This window comes from Streptomyces sp. enrichment culture (assembly GCF_964273255.1).
Taxonomy (GTDB): domain Bacteria; phylum Actinomycetota; class Actinomycetes; order Streptomycetales; family Streptomycetaceae; genus Streptomyces.
In genome coordinates, this window is the sequence record NZ_OZ186835.1 from 2,664,172 (window position 1) to 2,681,577 (window position 17,406).

A 17,406-nucleotide genomic window follows, 5' to 3' on the forward strand; every position below is an offset into this window, starting at 1 on the left:
ACCATGGCATCCGCATTCGAGTACGCCCCGGCGCCCGAGTCCCGCTCGGTCGTCGACATCGCCCCCTCCTACGGCCTGTTCATCGACGGCGAGTTCGCCGAGGCCGCGGACGGCAAGGTCTTCAAGACGGTCTCCCCCGCCACCGAGGAGGTCCTCTCCGAGGTCGCCGAGGCCGGCGAGGCCGACATCGACCGCGCGGTCGGCGCCGCCCGCAAGGCGTTCGAGAAGTGGTCCGCGCTGCCCGGCTCCGAGCGCGCGAAGTACCTCTTCCGCATCGCCCGGATCATCCAGGAGCGCAGCCGCGAGCTGGCCGTCCTGGAGACCCTGGACAACGGCAAGCCGATCAAGGAGACCCGCGACGCGGACCTGCCGCTGGTCGCCGCGCACTTCTTCTACTACGCGGGCTGGGCCGACAAGCTGGACCACGCCGGTTTCGGCGCGAACCCGCGCCCGCTGGGCGTGGCCGGCCAGGTCATCCCGTGGAACTTCCCGCTGCTGATGCTCGCGTGGAAGATCGCCCCGGCGCTGGCCACCGGCAACACGGTCGTGCTCAAGCCGGCCGAGACGACGCCGCTGTCCGCCCTGTTCTTCGCGGACGTCTGCCGCCAGGCCGGGCTGCCCCGGGGCGTCGTCAACATCGTCACCGGCGACGGCCGCGCCGGAGCCGCCCTGGTCGCGCACCCCGACGTGAACAAGGTGGCCTTCACCGGCTCCACCGCGGTCGGCAAGCAGATCGCGCGCACCGTCGCGGGCACCCGCAAGAAGGTCACCCTCGAACTGGGCGGCAAGGGCGCCAACATCGTCTTCGACGACGCCCCCGTCGACCAGGCCGTCGAGGGCATCGTCAACGGCATCTTCTTCAACCAGGGCCAGGTCTGCTGCGCGGGCTCCCGGCTGCTGGTGCAGGAGTCGGTCGAGGAGGAGGTGCTGGACGCCCTCAAGCGCCGCCTGTCCACGCTGCGCCTCGGCGACCCGCTGGACAAGAACACCGACATCGGCGCGATCAACTCCGAGGAGCAGCTCAGCCGCATCACCTCGCTGGTCGAGCGGGGCGAGGCGGAGGGCGCCGAGCGCTGGTCCGCCCCCTGCGACCTGCCGGAGAGCGGCTACTGGTTCGCCCCGACGCTGTTCACCGGCGTCACCCAGGCGCACACCGTCGCCCGCGACGAGATCTTCGGCCCGGTGCTGTCGGTGCTCACCTTCCGCACCCCGGACGAGGCCGTCGCCAAGGCGAACAACACGCCGTACGGCCTGTCGGCGGGCATCTGGACGGAGAAGGGCTCGCGGATCCTCGCCGTGGCGAACAAGCTCCGGGCGGGTGTCGTCTGGTCCAACACGTTCAACAAGTTCGACCCGACCTCGCCGTTCGGCGGGTACAAGGAGTCGGGCTACGGCCGCGAGGGCGGCCGCCACGGCCTGGAGGCGTACCTCGATGTCTGACCCGCGACTCAGTGTCTTCAAGACCTACAAGCTGTACGTCGGCGGGAAGTTCCCGCGTTCGGAGAGCGGCCGGGTGTACGAGGTGACCGACTCCAAGGGCACGTGGCTGGCGAACGCCCCGCAGTCCTCCCGCAAGGACGCCCGGGACGCGGTGTCCGCCGCCCGCAAGGCGTTCGGCGGCTGGTCCGGCGCGACCGCGTACAACCGGGGCCAGATCCTGTACCGCGTCGCCGAGATGCTGGAGGGCCGCCGCGAGCAGTACGTCCGCGAGGTCGCGGCGGCCGAGGGGCTGTCGAAGTCCAAGGCCGCCGACCAGGTGGACGCGGCGATCGACCGCTGGGTCTGGTACGCGGGCTGGACCGACAAGATCGCCCAGGTGGTCGGGGGCGGCAACCCGGTCGCGGGCCCCTTCTTCAACCTGTCGTCCCCCGAGCCGACGGGCGTGGTCGCCGTCCTGGCCCCGCAGGAGTCGTCCTTCCTGGGCCTGGTCTCGGTCGTCGCCCCGGTGATCGCCACCGGCAACACGGCGGTCGTGGTGGCCTCGGAGCGGGCTCCGCTGCCCGCCCTGTCGCTGGGCGAGGTGCTGGCCACCTCCGACCTGCCCGGCGGGGTCGTCAACGTGCTGTCCGGCCGCACGGCGGAGATCGCCGCGCCGCTGGCCGCGCACCAGGACGTCAACGCGATCGACCTCGCGGGCGCCGACGAGGTGCTGGCGAAGGAGCTGGAGACGGCGGCGGCCGACAACCTCAAGCGGGTGCTGCGTCCACAGCCTGTGGACGACTGGGCGGCGACGCCCGGCACCGAGCGCCTGACGGCCTTCCTGGAGACCAAGACGGTCTGGCACCCGACGGGTTCGCTGGGCGCGTCCGGCTCGGCGTACTGACCTGACCGCCACCCCCACAGCTGGAGAGCCGCGTCCCTCCTCCGTCCGGGAGGGGCGCGGCTCTTCGTATGCGGGGGCGGCTCTTCGCGTGCCGGGGCGGGACTCCTACGCGTACCGGGGCGGGGCCGACGCGGGCCGGTGGCCGGGTCAGGCGCCGAGCAGCCCGGTCACCTGGCCGACGACGGGGATGCTGTCGACCGACGGGGCCTGCGCCACCGGGCCGGTCACCGCCTGCGAGGTCAGCGGCTGGAAGTCGGCGAGCTGGGTGCCCACCCCGTTGTCGAGGGGGTCGACGCCGGTGCCGGCCAGCGGGTTGGGCTTCAGGCCCGCGACCGGGCCGGTGACGTACCCGACGGTGCCGGTCAGCGCCTGGAGCCCGGCCTGCGGGTCGACCTCACCGAGCGAGGTGGGGCGGCTCTCCGCCACGCCCAGCAGCGGCTCGGTGTCCGCCGCCGCCGAGCCGGCCCCCGCCCCGAGGGCCGCGCCCGCGACGGAGAGGACCGCAAGCGCGCGCCGGACGGTCGGCTTCTTCGGGGAGACGTGTCGGGCCATCGCTGCTGCCACCTCTTGCCTTCGCTTGCCTGCACTGCGTGAACGGGTCGACGCGCAGCGTAGTTGAGGTGTGAGGCGCGCATCAAAGTCGACCCACCGGGTCGTCCGGGGGCCGCCCGCTGCCGCACAATGGTGTTCCGTGAGTTCCCAGTCGCCCATATCCGCGCGTGTCGTGCTGCTCTGCGGCCCCTCAGGCTCCGGCAAGTCCCTCCTCGCGGCCCGCTCCGGCCTTCCGGTGCTGCGCCTCGACGACTTCTACAAGGAGGGCGACGACCCGACGCTCCCGCTGGTCGCGGGCAGTTCCGACATCGACTGGGACCATCCCGGCTCGTGGGACGCGGACACCGCCGTCGCCGCGATCGAACGGCTGTGCCGCACCGGCCGCACCGGCATCCCCGTCTACGACATCTCCCTGAGCGCCCGCACCGGCGAGGGCAGCGTCGACATCGGCGGCGCCCCGCTGTTCATCGCCGAGGGCGTCTTCGCCGCGGAGATCGTCGGCCGCTGCCGCGAGGCGGGACTGCTGGCCGACGCGCTGTGCCTGAGCCGGGGCGCGGTGACGACGTTCCGCCGCCGGTTCCTGCGGGACCTGCGGGAGGGCCGCAAGTCCGTGCCGTTCCTGCTGCGCCGCGGCTGGCGCCTGATGCGGCTGGAGCGGTCGATCATCGCCCGTCAGACGGCCCTGGGCGCCCACGCCTGCGACCGCGACGAGGCCCTGGGCCGGCTGCGCGCGGCGGCGTCCGCGGGCCTCTCCCCGGCGGGCACGGGCGCGGCGACGGCGTAGCCGGACCGGTCCGCCCGCGGGGCGGTGCCGCGCGCTCAGGGTCCGGCCGACCGCGACCGCTCGTTCCGCCCGCTGCCGAGCAGCCGTACGGCGGCTCCGGCGGCGGTGAGCACCGTCCCCACCACGAGGACGGGAAGGCCGGGCCCCGGGAGCACGTACATCAGGACACCGGCCATGACGGCGACGGCACCGACGGCGATCAGCGCACCGCCGACGGACGTTCGGTTCACGTGGATCTCCCGGAAGGTGCTGGAACGTCTCCGCCGTCCGCCCGGGCCAGCTGTCCCGCCACACGGCGGCAGGCGGCGACCCGGGGCATGTCACGGAGCGCGGACGATTTCACCGTGGGGCCCGGACGCCGACTTCCCCATGGGGCCCGGACGCCCGCTTCCCCATGGGGCCCGGACGCCCGCTTCCCCCTGGATCACGGACGGCTTCCCCGTGGATCACGGACGGCTTCCCCGTGGATCACGGACGGCCTCTCCGCGCATCCTGGCCGACCGGGGGCGGGCCGCACAAGCGGTCCGCGGCCGGGAGGCACGGGCTCGGGCCCCCTCCCCGCACACACGGAAACGGGACTGGACGGACCCCCCGGCCCTCCAGTCCCGTTCCTTGGTGCTCCCCCGTACTCCCCCCGTGCTTCCCCCCTCGCGGGATCCCCCCGGATCCCCCCCCAGGGTCCCCCGTGACCCCCTTGAGGTCCCCCCCCCGTGTGTGCGGTGACGCCCCCCGGCATCCCCGCGGTTCCCCGGTGACCGGCCTCCCGGAACCCTTGGACCCCCCGGTCCGCCGGTTCCGTTTCCCCGTCCGGTCCCCGGGACCTTCAGGCGACCAGCTCGCCGAAGGCGTTCTCCTCGTCACGGCCGAAGCTGAGGACCTCGTCCTCGCGCAGCCGGCGGAGCGACCGCCAGATGCTGGACTTCACCGTGCCGACGCTGATGCCGAGGATGTCCGCGATCTCCGGGTCCGTGCGGCCCTCGTAGTAACGCAGGACCAGCATGGTGCGCTGGAGCTCGGGCAGCCGGGCCAGGGCCTGCCACAGGACCGCGCGCAGCTCGGTGCCGCGCATCGCGTCCGTGTCGCCGGCCGTCTCCGGCAGTTCCTCGGTCGGGTACTCGTTGAGCTTGCGGCGCCGCCAGGCGCTGATGTGCAGGTTCGTCATGGTGCGGCGGAGGTACCCGCCGACCGCCGCCTTGTCGCTGATCCGGTCCCACGCCCGGTAGGTCGAGAACAGCGCGCTCTGCAGCAGGTCCTCGGCCTCGAAGCGGTCGCCGGTCAGGTGGTAGGCGGTGGCGTACAGGGAGGCGCGGCGCTCCTGGACGTAGGCGGTGAACTCCGCCTCCGACGGCGAGCGACGCTCCCCCGAGCCCTCCCCGTACGCGCTTCCCCCGTGCGTTTCCCCCGTCGGCGCGTCCACCACCGTCATGAACGTGGTGTGACGCCCGGTGCCGTGCGAGCACCCCCGCTTGGCCACGGCACCGGACTTCTCGGCACCCCGGTGCACGTCGTGCAGACGCGTGACCACTGCGCTGGTGCTGGAGCCGTGCAGCGTGTTCATCTCGCGCCCCCCGTCGTGGAGTTCCGGTCTTCTCGGTGCTGATCCCTGCCTGTGCCGAAAAGCTTGCCGAACCCACTTCATGGCCGTGTCCGCCGACTGTCACAGACCTGTCACAGGGACCGGCCGCCCGCGCGCACACGATCTTCACGCGAGCGGCGCGCGGGCGGGTGCGCGGGCCGGTGCGGGGAGCGCCTTTGTGCGGGCCCTGCGGGCATCTGACTCCGCGGGTCGAACCGGAAGCCCTCCATGGGCCAGAATGAGCCCGTGCCTTCCCTGTTGCTGATCGAGGACGACGACGCCATCCGTACGGCCCTGGAGCTCTCCCTGACGCGCCAGGGACACCGGGTGGCGACCGCTGCCAGCGGTGAGGACGGTCTGAAACTGCTCCGCGAGCAGCGACCGGATCTGATCGTGCTGGATGTGATGCTGCCCGGCATCGACGGCTTCGAGGTGTGCCGGCGCATCCGGCGCACCGACCAGTTGCCGATCATCCTGCTCACCGCGCGCAACGACGACATCGACGTGGTGGTCGGGCTGGAGTCCGGCGCCGACGACTACGTCGTCAAGCCCGTGCAGGGCCGGGTGCTGGACGCCCGGATCCGGGCGGTGCTGCGGCGCGGCGAGCGGGAGTCCAGCGACTCGGCGACCTTCGGCAGCCTCGTCATCGACCGGTCGGCGATGACCGTCACGAAGAACGGCGAGGACCTCCAGCTGACGCCCACCGAGCTGCGGCTGCTGCTGGAGCTGAGCCGCCGTCCGGGACAGGCCCTGTCCCGGCAGCAGCTGCTGCGGCTGGTGTGGGAGCACGACTACCTGGGCGACTCGCGTCTGGTGGACGCGTGTGTGCAGCGGTTGCGCGCCAAGGTCGAGGACGTGCCGTCGTCCCCGACCCTGATCCGTACCGTGCGCGGTGTCGGCTACCGGCTGGACCCGCCTCAGTGACCCAGGAACACCAGGGGGGAACCCGCCGCTGGTCCGCGGCACGCAAGGGAGTCTGGGCGCGGCTGCGCCTGACCAGCCTCAGGCTGCGGCTCGTGCTCGTGTTCGCGCTGGTCGCGCTCACCGCGGCCGTGTCGGCGTCCGGCATCGCGTACTGGCTCAACCGGGAGGCGGTGCTGACCCGGACGCAGGACGCGGTGCTGCGCGACTTCGAGCAGGCGATGCAGAACCGGGCGGGCGCGCTGCCCGAGCACCCGACCCAGGACGAACTGCAGCACACGGCCGGGCAGATGGCGAACAGCAGTCAGCGCTTCACGGTGCTGCTGGTCGCCCAGGACCCCGACGGCCGTACGGTCTACGGCAGTTCGGGCGGGCTCAACGGCTTCTCGCTGCAGGACGTGCCCGAGTCGCTGCGCACCGCGGTGACCGAAGAGCAGAAGATCACCTCCACCAACAAGCACCCGCACCGCATGTACTGGCAGCGGATCGTCGAGGACGACACGCCCTACCTGGTGGCGGGCGCCCGGATGATCGGCGGCGGGCCGACCGGTTACATGCTGAAGTCGCTGGAGCCGGAGGCCAAGGACCTCAACTCGCTGGCCTGGTCCCTGGGGATCGCCACCGGGCTGGCCCTGATCGGCTCCGCCCTGCTCGCGCAGGCCGCCGCGACCACCGTGCTCAAGCCGGTGCAGCGGCTCGGCACGGCGGCGCGGCGGCTCGGCGAGGGCCGGCTGGACACCCGGCTCAGGGTGTCCGGGACCGACGAACTGGCCGACCTGTCCCGCACGTTCAACAAGGCGGCGGAGGCGCTGGAGCAGCGGGTGGCCGAGATGGCCGCACGCGACGAGGCCTCCCGCCGGTTCGTGGCCGACATGAGCCACGAGCTGCGCACCCCGCTGACCGCGATCACCGCCGTGACGGAAGTCCTGGAGGAGGAGCTGGAGTTCGAGGGCGGCGGCATCGACCCGATGATCGAGCCGGCGGTGCGGCTCGTGGTGAGCGAGACGCGGCGGCTGAACGACCTGGTCGAGAACCTGATGGAGGTCACCCGCTTCGACGCGGGCACCGCCCGACTGGTCCTGGACGACGTCGACGTCGCCGACCAGATCACCGCCTGCATCGACGCCCGGGCCTGGCTGGACGCGGTGGAACTGGACGCCGAGCGCGGCATCCACGCCCGGATCGATCCGCGCCGGCTGGACGTCATCCTCGCCAACCTCATCGGCAACGCCCTCAAGCACGGCGGCTCGCCGGTGCGGGTGTCGGTGCGCGAGGAGCGGGAGGACGGTGCCGAGGACGGCGGGGCGGTGGTCATCGAGGTGCGCGACCGCGGGCCGGGCGTCCCCGAGGAGGTCCTGCCGCACGTCTTCGACCGCTTCTACAAGGCCAGCGCCTCCCGGCCGCGCTCCGAGGGCAGCGGGCTCGGGCTGTCCATCGCCCTGGAGAACGCGCACATCCACGGCGGCGAGATCACCGCGTTCAACCACCCCGAGGGGGGTGCGGTGTTCACCCTGAGCCTGCCCCGGGACGCCACCGCGCTGACGGAGCGGGATGCCGCCGAGGACGCCGAGGCCGCCGACGGCACGAGGGCCGCGGCCCGGACGAACGGCACGGCCGGCACGAAGGGCACCAGCAGTACGAGCAGCACGGGCGCGGGACCCGGCACCGGGAGCGGGGCCGGCGCGCGGGCCGACGAGGGGAACGGGGACGTGCCGGACGGCACGCGGAGGTCCGCCGGCAAGGGCGGGGGCGGCAAGGGGGACGCCGGATGAACGGGCGCCGCAGGCACGCGGGACACACGGGCGGACACGGGACGGAAGCGGGCGGCGTGGACGCACGTCCGGCGACCGCAGGCCGGACCGCCGCAGGCCCGGCACGGACGGACCGGCCGAGGGCGGGCCGCGCCAGAGGGCTGCTCGCCGCGGTCGCGCTCGGCGTCCTGGTCACGGGCTGCGGCATCCGGGCCACCGAGGTGCCGACCGACTTCGGCCCCGCGCCCTCCCGGGTGCGCTGCTCCCTGACCGAGCCGGAGGTGACCACCCGGGACGGGGTGGGCCTGCCGGTGCGGCTGTTCCTGCTGTGCGGCTCGTCCCTGGCGGCCGTGGACCGCACGGTGCGGGTCCCCGACGGCGCGGCGGACGACGGCCGGCGCGCGCTGGTGGCCCAGGGCGTGCTGGACGCGCTCGCCGCCCCGCCGACGGCCGCGGAGAAGCGCGCCGGGTACAGCACGCACGTCCCGGCGCGGACGACCGTGAGCGGACCGCGTCCCGGCGACCCGGAGGACACCCTGCGCCTGAGCACCCCGCCCGGCGACCTCACGTCGTTCGCGCTCGCTCAGGTCGTGTGCACCTTCTCCGACTCGGCCACGGCGGAGGGCGACGGGTCGGTGGTGCTGGGCGGGCCCGGCGACGAACCGCCGCGCCGCTACGAGTGCACCGAGGAAGTGCGGGCCCGCCCGGGGAGCAACGAACCGCCGTCGGCCCAGGCCGCCGGGGACCGCTGACGGCGAAGGCGCCCGATGCCGGGAACGGCCGTCCGGCCCCGCGGCCGGCGGCCGGAAGCGGCGGTGTCCCGGCTGTGGACGGAGTCGGCCGCCGGTGCGGCCGGGTGTGGCGCACGCCTCAGCCGGGGAACGGCCCCCCGCACGGAACCGATGGTGCCAGGGGCCGCGTCTAGGGGTTCGTGCAGCGTCAAGGCTCCATCGGCGGCACCGCCGCGATCCGCATCCGTGTGACGGGGGGAATCCTCCTGGCCACGTATCTGGCGTTCGTGGCCTGGTACACGCTGCGTCCGCTCGACGTCCCCTGGGTCATGCCCGCCAACCTGCACCCGCTCGACGGGCTGCGGGCCGACTTCGCGGCGGGCTGGACCGAGGGCGCCCGCCGGGTCGCCGAGGGACTGGCGCTGCTCGCCCCCCTGGGGGTGCTGCTGCCCATGGCCGGGGGCCGGCTCGGGGTGTCCCCGCTCGGCTCGCTGGTGCGCACCATGGCCGCGACGGCCCTGCTGTCGCTGGGCATCGAGATGCTGCAGACCGCGGTTCCCGGGCAGGTCGTGGACGTCGACTCGCTGCTGCTGAACACGGCGGGCGCGGCACTCGCGCACGTTCTCGTGGTGCCCGCCGGACGGTCCTGGCTGCGCCGCCGGGCCGGGAACCGTGCCGTCCCGCCGCCGCTCCAGGAGCCGGCTCAGGGTCGGACCCCGACGATTCCCAGGGTCGGGATCGCCCCGTGGAGCGACGCTTTGCCCCCTTCGTCTCCGTAACGTGGAGGGCAGAGAGGCACCCGGACGGGAGCCTCGGACCGCTCACGAAGGAGCCACGATGTCCAGCCTCGCCCGCCCCACCAACGGCCGCATGCTCGGCGGAGTGTGCGCCGCGCTGGCCCGGCGCTTCGGCACGTCGACCACCACGATGCGGGTGATCTTCCTCGTGTCGTGTCTGCTGCCCGGCCCGCAGTTCCTGCTCTACATCGCGCTGTGGATCCTGCTGCCGTCGGAGGACAGGCAACGGGCCGCCTGGTGACGCGGGCCCGGGGCGCGGACGGCTCCGCGGGGGACGGCCCGCCACGGCCCGCTCCCGCCCCGGGCACCGGGTGCCCGGTGCGTCCGGCCGGGGCGCCGGGTGCGCCGCGTCCGGGTACGCCGACGGGGCGCCCGTACACCGGGGCGCCCCGTCGGCGCGGTTCCGCCTGGGTGGGTCAGCCGAGCGGGAGGCCGTTGACGGGCAGGCCCTGGGTGGGCAGACCCTGGAGCGGCAGGCCGCCGAGCAGACCGGCCACCGGCTGCGTGGGGCCCTCGGAGACGAGCTGCTGGGCGACCGGCTGGGCGGCCGTCATGCCCGTGCCCGCCACGTGCTGACCCGTCTCCAGGGCGCGCTCGGCGCCGGGCAGCACGCCGGAGAGGTTCTCCGCCGGAAGCGCCTGGGTGACGGTGTCCAGGGCCGAACCGGCGTCGGGGAGCGCCGGCGCCGCGTTGGCGGCACCCGCACCGGTGGCGGCGAAGGCGGCACCGAGGGCGGCGACGCCGAGGGTCTTGGCAGCAGACTGCTTCATGAAGATGTGTCCTCGAAATGGGATACGGGGATGTGAGCGGTGCCGTGACCGTAAACACGCCGTACCCCCCGCCGCAAACATCGAAATGCGGACGGATGGTGAACACCGTCCGCATTCCGCGTGTGCACACGTCCTCCGCGTCAGCCCTTCTCTGGGACAGAACCGCTGGTGGAAGCGGTTTGCCGGAACAGCCATTCGGATTTCAGCTCGGAATATCCGGGCTTGATCACGTCATTGATCATGGCCAGTCGTTCATCGAAAGGAATGAATGCTGATTTCATCGCATTGACGGAGAACCATTGGAGGTCGTCGAGCGTGTAGCCGAATGCCTCGACCAGGTGCTCGAATTCCCGGCTCATGCTCGTGTCCGACATGAGGCGGTTGTCCGTGTTGACCGTCACCCGGAAATGCAGTCGCCGCAGCAGTCCGATGGGATGCCCGGCGTAGGAGTCCGCCGCCCCGGTCTGGAGGTTGGAGCTGGGGCACAGTTCGAGCGGGATCCGCTTGTCGCGGACGTAGGAGGCGAGCCGGCCCAGTTCGACCGTGCCGTCCTCGCGGACCTCGATGTCGTCGATGATGCGCACGCCGTGCCCGAGCCGGTCGGCGCCGCACCACTGGAGCGCCTGCCAGATGGACGGCAGCCCGAACGCCTCGCCGGCGTGGATGGTGAAGTGGTTGTTCTCCCGCTTCAGGTACTCGAACGCGTCCAGGTGCCGGGTGGGCGGGTACCCGGCCTCGGCGCCCGCGATGTCGAAGCCGACGACGCCCCGGTCCCGGTAGCGGTTGGCCAGTTCGGCGATCTCCAGCGCACGGGCGGCGTGCCGCATGGCGGTGAGCAGGGCGCCGACCCGGATGCGCCGCCCGTTCTCCCTCGCCCGCCGCTCACCCTCCCGGAAGCCCTCGTCGACCGCCTCGACGACCTCCTCCAGGGTCAGCCCGCCCTCCAGGTGCTGTTCGGGGGCGTACCGGACCTCGGCGTAGACGACCCCGTCCTCGGCGAGGTCCTCGGCGCACTCGGCGGCGACCCTGACCAGCGCCTCGCGGGTCTGCATGACGCCGACGGTGTGCGAGAAGGTCTCCAGATACCGCTCCAGGGAACCGGAGTCGGCCGCTTCCCGGAACCACAGGCCGAGCTTTCCGGCGTCGGTCTCCGGCAGCCGGTCGTAGCCGTTCTCCCGGGCCAGGTCGACGACGGTGCCGGGGCGCAGCCCGCCGTCCAGGTGGTCGTGCAGCAGAACCTTGGGCGCCCGGCGGATCTGATCCGCCGTCGGCGTGTTCACGATGCTCTGGCTGGTCATTTCGGCACTGTAACCCCTACGCGCGTAGATCACCGGTGTACGAATCCGTCGATACGTAACGGTGACCGCACGGACGGGTCGGGTTCGGCCCGGGTTCTGAGAATGTTCTGTCATGGCACAGCAAGCGACGCCGGTTCGCAGGGCCCGGCTCGGCAAGGCCCTCGGTCCCGAACCGACGGCGGTGAGCGGTGTGGTGCTCCTGCTCCCGACCGGTGACGAGGTCTCCACCCGCAGGCCGTCCCCGATGATGGCGGCCGCCTCCGTCCGCGCCCTGGGGCGGCGGCTCGGCCGCACGGGCCGCGCCGACGGCCTCGTCGTGCACGTCGTCCACTACCGCTACCGGGGCTGGAACGGCGGCCACGCCCACCTCGCGCACGACGCCGCCTGGGCCGCCGACGAGGCCGTACGGCGCTACGGGGACGTCCCCGTGTGCCTCGCCGGACTCGGGATGGGCGGCCGGGCCGCGCTGCGCGCCGGCGGGCACGACGCCGTCAACTCCGTGCTGGCGCTGGCCCCGTGGCTGCCCGGGGAGGAGGGCGGGGACACACTCGAACCGGTGAAGCACCTCGCCGGCCGGCGCGTGCTGATCGTGCACGGCACCCACGACGCGCGGACCGACCCGGAGCTGTCCTTCCGGCTTGCGGCACGGGCCAAGAAGGCCAACCGGGACGTGTGCCGCTTCGAAGTCCACGCCGACGGGCACGGGTTGAGCCAGTACAAGGACGAAGTGCTCGCTCTGGCCGAGAACTTCGTGGGCGGCGTGCTGTCCGGCCGGCCGTTCTCCCGTCCGGTCCAGGACGCCTTCGCCGCGCCGCCGCCGCTGGGCCTGCGCATGCCCCTGGCCGCCGGGTTCGGCTCGTCCCTGCGCCGCTGAGACACCGCCCGGCCGCCGGCCCGTCCCCCTCCCGTCCCCGTCCCCTCCCCGCCTCAGTGCGGCAGCAGCGACCCTCTGCGGGAGAGCAGGAACTTCTTGAAGGCCGCGACCGGGGGCGTGTCGGGGCGGCCCGCCAGCCAGGCCACGCCGATCTCGCGGGCCGCCCTGGGGGACGTGACGGTCAGTTCCACCACCCCGGGGCGGGGGACGGCCGGCGGGGGCAGCAGCGCCACGCCGAGTCCCGCCGCGACCAGGCCGCGCAGCGTCTCCGCCTCCTCGCCCTCGAAGGCCACCCGGGGCCGGAACCCGGCCCGGCCGCACAGGTCGTCGGTGATGCGGCGCAGGCCGTAGCCGGGCTCCAGGGTCACGAAGGTCTCGTCGGCGGCCTCCGCGAGCCGGATGCGGCGGCGGCCCGCCAGCCGGTGGTCGGCGGGCACGACCAGCCGCAGCTTCTGCTCGTCGAGGCGGCGGGCGACGAGGTCGGGGGCGTCCGGCACCGGAGAGGTCAGGCACAGGTCGAGGTCGCCCGCGCGCAGGCGTTCGAGCATGGCCTCGCCGTAGTTCTGGACCAGCGCGAAGCGGATCCGCGGGTGGTCGGCGCGGAAGGCGTGCAGCAGGCCGGGCACGGTCTCCGCGCCCATGGTGTGCAGGAAGCCGAAGGCGACCTTGCCGGTGGCCGGGTCGGCGTCGGCACGGACCTCCTCCGCGGCCCGCCCGACCTCGGCGAGGGCGCGTTCCACGGACCGCAGGAACGTACGGCCGGCCGGGGTGAGGGAGAGGGTGCGGCCGTGCCGCGCGAACAGGTCGACGCCGAGGTCCTGTTCCAGCCGGACCATCGCCCGCGACAGGGTGGACTGCGGCACCTGCATCTCCTGCGCGGCCCGCGTGACGTGCTCGGTCCGCGCCACGCCCGCGAAGTACGCGAGGCGGGGCGCGAGCGACATCACCATGTCTTCTGTGTCACCGGACGGTGACAGCCACTCCGCTGACCTCTGCTGATGCACCATGGGAACGATTATGACGATTCCATGCATTGGACGGATCAGCGGGGCCGTCCGTACGTTCGAGGCATGTCTCCCGCCAGTACCGGGGCGTCCACCCTGGTGGACGCCGGTCCGAACGTTCCCTCCTCCCCGCCTCCCGCCGAGTCCCGGATGTCCCCGGGCGGCCCCGGCTACCGCCGGATGAGCCTCGCGCTGTTCCTCGCGGGGGTGGCGGCCTTCGCGCTGCTGTACTCCACCCAGGCCCTGCTGCCGCTGATCTCCGGCGACTTCGGGGTGAGCGCGGGCGACGCGAGCTGGACGGTGGCGGCGGCCACCGGCGGACTGGCGGTGTTCGTCCTGCCGATGAGCGCCCTCTCCGAGCGCTACGGCCGGCGGACGGTCATGACCGCCTCGCTGGCCGTCGCGGTCACCCTCGGGGTCCTGGTGCCCTTCGCGCCCTCCCTCGGCGCCCTGGTGGCGCTGCGGGCGCTCCAGGGGGCCGCCCTCGCCGGTCTGCCCGCGTCCGCGACCGCGTACCTCGCGGAGGAGGTCACGCCCCGGGCGCTGGTCACCGCGATCGGGCTGTTCGTCGCGGGCAACAGCGTCGGCGGCATGAGCGGCCGGGTCCTCACCGGCTGGGTGGCGCAGGAGTGGGGCTGGCGGGTCGCCGTCGCCGTCGTCGGCGTGCTCGCGGTGGGCTGCGCGGTGGCCTTCCGGCTGCTGCTCCCCGCGCCGCGGCACTTCCGGCCCGGCTCCCTGCGCCCCGGCGTGCTGGTGCGCACGGTCCGCGGCCACCTCGCGAACCCGCTGCTGCGGCGGCTCTACGCGATCGGCGCCCTGTTCATGACGGTGTTCGGCGGGGTCTACACCGTCATCGGCTACCGCCTGACGGAGGCGCCGTTCTCCCTCCCCCAGGGCATCGTCGGCTCGATCTTCCTGGTGTACCTGGTGGGCACCGTGTCGGCGTCGGCGGCGGGCCGCCTGGTGAGCCGGCTCGGCCGCCGGGGCGCGCTGTACGCCGGCGGCGCCACGACCGCGGCGGGGCTGCTGCTGTCCCTGGCCGGCTCGCTGCCCCTCGTGCTGCTGGGGCTGGTGCTGATCACGGCGGGCTTCTTCGCCGGGCACGCGGTGGCGTCCTCCGCGGTCGGCAGGATCGCGACCCACGGCCGGGCGCAGGCGTCGGCGCTCTACCAGTCCGCGTACTACGTCGGTTCCAGCGTCGGCAGCACCGTCGGGGCGCTCGCCTTCCACGGCACCGGCTGGGCCGGCACGGTCGGCGTGGGGCTCGTCGCGGTGGCGGGCGTCGGGGCGATCACCCTGCTGGGCACCCGGGCGGCCCGGGTGGAGCGGCGGGTGGCCGCGGCCGCCTGACCCCGGGCGCTGGGCGCTCCGGCCCCCCTCCCCACCCCTTCCTCCCCCTGCCCGATCCGACCGCTCCTTCCGGCACGATCACGCTCCGGCCTGCGTGTTCTCCCGCTCGCCGGGCCGTTGTCAGTGGGCTGCGGTAGCTTCCGAAGTGCTGGATGCGACGACGCACCACGGACAGGCCACAGGGGCGGGTGGACGATGACGAACGGCACGGCGACGACGACGGACCTGGACAGCAGGCTGGAGGCCCACCGGGTCGAACTGACCGGGTACTGCTACCGGATGCTCGGCTCGTCCTTCGAGGCGGAGGACGCCGTGCAGGACACGATGGTCCGGGCCTGGCGCAGCTTCGACAAGTTCGAGGGGCGCTCCAGCCTGCGTTCCTGGCTGTACCGCATCGCGACCAACGTCTGCCTGGACATGCTCACGGCGGGCAACAAGCGGGCCCGCCCGATGGACCTGACCGAGTCGACCCCGCTCGCCCAGGCCGCCCTGTCACCGCGCCCGGACCACACCTGGCTGGAGCCGGTCCCCGACGCCCGGGTGCTGCCCACCGTCGAGGACCCGGCGGAGGCGGCCGTCGCCAAGGAGTCGGTGCGGCTGGCCTTCATGGCCGCGCTCCAGCAACTCCCGCCGAAGCAGCGGGCGGTGCTGATCCTGCGGGAGGTGCTGGCGTGGCGGGCGAGCGAGGTCGCCGAGCTGCTGGGCACCTCCGTCGCCTCGGTGAACAGCGCGCTGCAGCGGGCGCGGGCCACGCTCGCCGAGCGGCGGCAGCCGGGTGAGGACGCGGCCGTCTCCGACCCGCTGGACGAGGAGCAGCAGAAGCTCCTGGACCGGTACGTGGCCGCGTTCGAGGGGTACGACATGACGGCCCTGACCGCGCTGCTGCACGAGGACGCCATCATGACGATGCCGCCGTTCGACCTGTGGCTGACCGGCGCCGAGGACATCACCGGCTTCATGACCACGATGGGCGCCGCCTGCGCCCACTCCCGCCTGCTTCCGGTCCAGGTCAACGGCCTGCCCGGGTTCGCGCAGTACAAGCCCGACCCGGAGTCCGGCGGTCACACGCCCTGGGCGGTGCAGGTGCTGGAGATCTCAGACGGGCGGATCACCGGGTTCCACTGCTTCCTCGACACCCAGCGGTGGTTCCCGCTGTTCGGGCTGCCCCTCCACCTCGAAGGAGAGACCGACCAGGTCGAGCAGGGCGCGTAGCGCGGGATCGGGGTCCCGCAGCCGGATCCGCCCGCCCGTCCTGCGGGCCAGCAGTTGCAGCCGCGCGAGCAGGTTCACCGCCGCGAGACCCGGCGGCCCCAGTCCGGCCACGTCGCACACGACCACCCCGCAGCCGCCGCCTCGGCCGTCCAGCAGAGCGCGCAGCGCGGCGCAGGGTTCCCGCACCCCGTCCCGGGTGACGGGGCCCTGCAGCACGAGTACGGGCGGTGTCATGGCGTCCACGACCGGTAGACCCGGCGGGAGCCCGGAACTCATCGCGGCCCGGCCACGGTCCCGGGGCGGGGTCCTGGGACCGGGCGAGGAAGGGAGCGGGACACCGGCGCGGGCGGCGCGCGGACCGGGGGCAACAGCCACGCCACGAGGATCACATTGACCCGGGCGCGCCCGCCCCCGGAGGGTTGGCTGCATGTGCCACAGACCGCCACCGCCCGCCGCGCCCGGTGTCCCGCTCCGCCGTCAGGGGCCGCCGTGCAGGGGGTGCTGAGCGGCTTCGCGGTGATCGCGGTCGTCATCGGCGCCGGCTACCTCATCGGCCGGCGGGGCTACCTCGGACCGCACGGCAGTGAGGTCCTGACCCGGCTCGCCTTCCGGGTGGCGTCACCGGCGCTGCTGTTCACGATCCTCGCCGACGCCGACCTGTCCGTCGTCTTCTCCAGCCGCCTCCTGGTCACGGCGCTGAGCGCGGTGGGCGTGGCGGGCGTCTTCGTGGCGGTGGGGGTGGCCCGCCGCTGGGGCGTGGCCCGCACCACCATCGGCGCCCTGTGCTCCGGCTACGTCAACGCCGGCAACCTCGGCATCCCGATCGCCGTGTACGTCCTCGGCGACGCCTCGCTGGTGGCACCGGTCCTGCTGTTCCAGCTCGTCGGCGTCACCCCGGTCGCGCTGACCGTGCTCGACCTGGCCACCGCCGACGGCGCCCGGCAGTCCCTGGCACGCCGGCTGCTGACCCCGCTGCGCAATCCGGTCGCGGTGGGCTCGCTGGCGGGCGTGGCGGTGTCAGCGACCGGTGCGGACATCCCCGGCCCGGTGATGGACCCCCTCACCCTCATCGGCAACATGGCCGTCCCGGCGGTCCTCCTCGCCTTCGGCATCTCCCTGCGCGGCAGCACCCTGCCCCTGCGCAACGGCGAGCGCGGCGCGGTGCTGCTCGCCGTGGCCCTGAAGTCCTTCGTCCAGCCCGCGGTCGCCTGGGTCCTGGCGGCCGGCGTCTTCGGCCTGCGCGGCCCCCTCCTCCTCGACGTGGTCGTCACCTCGGCGCTCCCCGCCGCCCAGAACCTGTTCACCTACGCCAGCAGCTACCGCGCGGGCGAGACCCTGGCCCGGGAGGCCGTCCTGGTGTCGACGGTGCTGTCGGTCCCGGTGCTGGTGGTCGTGGCGGCGCTGCTGGGATGAGCGTGCGCGCCCGTGAGGACGCCACAGACACCGGAGTCCGGGGGTTTTCC

Annotated in this window: 19 protein-coding genes; 12 read left to right on the forward strand and 7 right to left on the reverse strand. The window is 73.7% G+C overall.

Going from position 1 to position 17,406, the window contains the following annotated elements; all coding sequences use genetic code 11:
* The first annotated feature begins 3 nt into the window (after nt 1-3).
* Together ACSU53_RS11250 and ACSU53_RS11255 are read left to right on the forward strand one after the other, a co-directional pair.
* Nucleotides 4-1,440, forward strand: coding sequence for an aldehyde dehydrogenase family protein (locus ACSU53_RS11250; protein WP_164346971.1), 1,437 nt, complete (start codon nt 4-6; stop codon nt 1,438-1,440).
* The gene (locus ACSU53_RS11255) at nt 1,433-2,323 is read left to right on the forward strand and encodes an aldehyde dehydrogenase family protein (protein ID WP_437026954.1); all 891 of its coding nucleotides are present in this window, start codon (nt 1,433-1,435) and stop codon (nt 2,321-2,323) included. Before ACSU53_RS11250 ends, ACSU53_RS11255 begins: the two co-directional genes overlap by 8 nt.
* A gap of 147 nt (nt 2,324-2,470) precedes the next feature.
* On the opposite strand, the gene ACSU53_RS11260 is transcribed toward ACSU53_RS11255, so the two are convergent.
* The gene (locus ACSU53_RS11260; RefSeq protein ID WP_437026956.1) at nt 2,471-2,875 is read right to left on the reverse strand and encodes a hypothetical protein; all 405 of its coding nucleotides are present in this window, start codon (nt 2,873-2,875) and stop codon (nt 2,471-2,473) included.
* Nucleotides 2,876-3,014: 139 nt separating this feature from the next.
* On the opposite strand from ACSU53_RS11260, the gene ACSU53_RS11265 reads away from it, so the two are divergent.
* Complete coding sequence (locus ACSU53_RS11265) at nt 3,015-3,659, forward strand: uridine kinase family protein (RefSeq protein WP_437026957.1); 645 nt, start codon at nt 3,015-3,017, stop codon at nt 3,657-3,659.
* A gap of 35 nt (nt 3,660-3,694) precedes the next feature.
* Here ACSU53_RS11265 and ACSU53_RS11270 read toward each other — a convergent pair whose 3' ends face one another.
* Complete coding sequence (locus ACSU53_RS11270; protein ID WP_437026959.1) at nt 3,695-3,889, reverse strand: hypothetical protein; 195 nt, start codon at nt 3,887-3,889, stop codon at nt 3,695-3,697.
* Between the two features lie 593 nt (nt 3,890-4,482).
* The gene (locus tag ACSU53_RS11275; RefSeq protein WP_437026961.1) at nt 4,483-5,217 is read right to left on the reverse strand and encodes a SigE family RNA polymerase sigma factor; all 735 of its coding nucleotides are present in this window, start codon (nt 5,215-5,217) and stop codon (nt 4,483-4,485) included.
* 264 nt (nt 5,218-5,481) lie between these two features.
* On the opposite strand from ACSU53_RS11275, the gene afsQ1 reads away from it, so the two are divergent.
* From afsQ1 to ACSU53_RS11300, 5 genes are all read left to right on the forward strand, one after another.
* Nucleotides 5,482-6,159: a two-component system response regulator AfsQ1 gene (gene afsQ1, locus ACSU53_RS11280; RefSeq protein WP_024883374.1), complete on the forward strand. Its 678-nt coding sequence runs from the start codon at nt 5,482-5,484 to the stop codon at nt 6,157-6,159.
* Nucleotides 6,156-7,928: an ATP-binding protein gene (locus tag ACSU53_RS11285; protein WP_437026963.1), complete on the forward strand. Its 1,773-nt coding sequence runs from the start codon at nt 6,156-6,158 to the stop codon at nt 7,926-7,928. Before afsQ1 ends, ACSU53_RS11285 begins: the two co-directional genes overlap by 4 nt.
* Before the next feature lie 140 nt (nt 7,929-8,068).
* Complete coding sequence (locus ACSU53_RS11290; RefSeq protein WP_437033122.1) at nt 8,069-8,659, forward strand: hypothetical protein; 591 nt, start codon at nt 8,069-8,071, stop codon at nt 8,657-8,659.
* Between the two features lie 179 nt (nt 8,660-8,838).
* A complete protein-coding gene (locus ACSU53_RS11295) occupies nt 8,839-9,417 on the forward strand; it encodes a VanZ family protein (RefSeq protein WP_437026965.1) in 579 nt (192 codons plus the stop codon).
* 58 nt (nt 9,418-9,475) lie between these two features.
* Complete coding sequence (locus ACSU53_RS11300; protein ID WP_437026967.1) at nt 9,476-9,676, forward strand: PspC domain-containing protein; 201 nt, start codon at nt 9,476-9,478, stop codon at nt 9,674-9,676.
* Between the two features lie 175 nt (nt 9,677-9,851).
* Here ACSU53_RS11300 and ACSU53_RS11305 read toward each other — a convergent pair whose 3' ends face one another.
* Nucleotides 9,852-10,205 (reverse strand): ATP-binding protein, encoded by a 354-nt coding sequence (locus ACSU53_RS11305; protein ID WP_437026969.1) that lies wholly within the window; start codon nt 10,203-10,205, stop codon nt 9,852-9,854.
* Between the two features lie 140 nt (nt 10,206-10,345).
* Nucleotides 10,346-11,503: an adenosine deaminase gene (locus tag ACSU53_RS11310; protein ID WP_437026970.1), complete on the reverse strand. Its 1,158-nt coding sequence runs from the start codon at nt 11,501-11,503 to the stop codon at nt 10,346-10,348.
* Nucleotides 11,504-11,615: 112 nt separating this feature from the next.
* On the opposite strand from ACSU53_RS11310, the gene ACSU53_RS11315 reads away from it, so the two are divergent.
* Nucleotides 11,616-12,377: an alpha/beta hydrolase gene (locus tag ACSU53_RS11315; protein ID WP_437026972.1), complete on the forward strand. Its 762-nt coding sequence runs from the start codon at nt 11,616-11,618 to the stop codon at nt 12,375-12,377.
* A gap of 53 nt (nt 12,378-12,430) precedes the next feature.
* Here ACSU53_RS11315 and ACSU53_RS11320 read toward each other — a convergent pair whose 3' ends face one another.
* A complete protein-coding gene (locus ACSU53_RS11320) occupies nt 12,431-13,384 on the reverse strand; it encodes a LysR family transcriptional regulator (RefSeq protein WP_437026973.1) in 954 nt (317 codons plus the stop codon).
* A 63-nt stretch (nt 13,385-13,447) separates the two neighbouring features.
* On the opposite strand from ACSU53_RS11320, the gene ACSU53_RS11325 reads away from it, so the two are divergent.
* Both ACSU53_RS11325 and ACSU53_RS11330 read left to right on the forward strand, forming a co-directional pair.
* Nucleotides 13,448-14,731: an MFS transporter gene (locus ACSU53_RS11325; RefSeq protein ID WP_437026975.1), complete on the forward strand. Its 1,284-nt coding sequence runs from the start codon at nt 13,448-13,450 to the stop codon at nt 14,729-14,731.
* 195 nt (nt 14,732-14,926) lie between these two features.
* Nucleotides 14,927-15,943 carry a sigma-70 family RNA polymerase sigma factor gene (locus ACSU53_RS11330; RefSeq protein WP_437026977.1) on the forward strand — a complete coding sequence of 339 codons (1,017 nt, stop codon included), beginning with the start codon at nt 14,927-14,929 and terminating at the stop codon, nt 15,941-15,943.
* Here ACSU53_RS11330 and ACSU53_RS11335 read toward each other — a convergent pair.
* The gene (locus tag ACSU53_RS11335; protein ID WP_437033124.1) at nt 15,827-16,219 is read right to left on the reverse strand and encodes an STAS domain-containing protein; all 393 of its coding nucleotides are present in this window, start codon (nt 16,217-16,219) and stop codon (nt 15,827-15,829) included. The two genes, ACSU53_RS11330 and ACSU53_RS11335, sit on opposite strands and share 117 nt — an antisense overlap.
* 213 nt (nt 16,220-16,432) lie before the next feature.
* Between ACSU53_RS11335 and ACSU53_RS11340 the strand changes: the two genes are divergently transcribed.
* Nucleotides 16,433-17,356, forward strand: a complete 924-nt coding sequence (locus ACSU53_RS11340; RefSeq protein ID WP_437026979.1) for an AEC family transporter — start codon at nt 16,433-16,435, stop codon at nt 17,354-17,356.
* Nucleotides 17,357-17,406 lie beyond the last annotated feature (50 nt).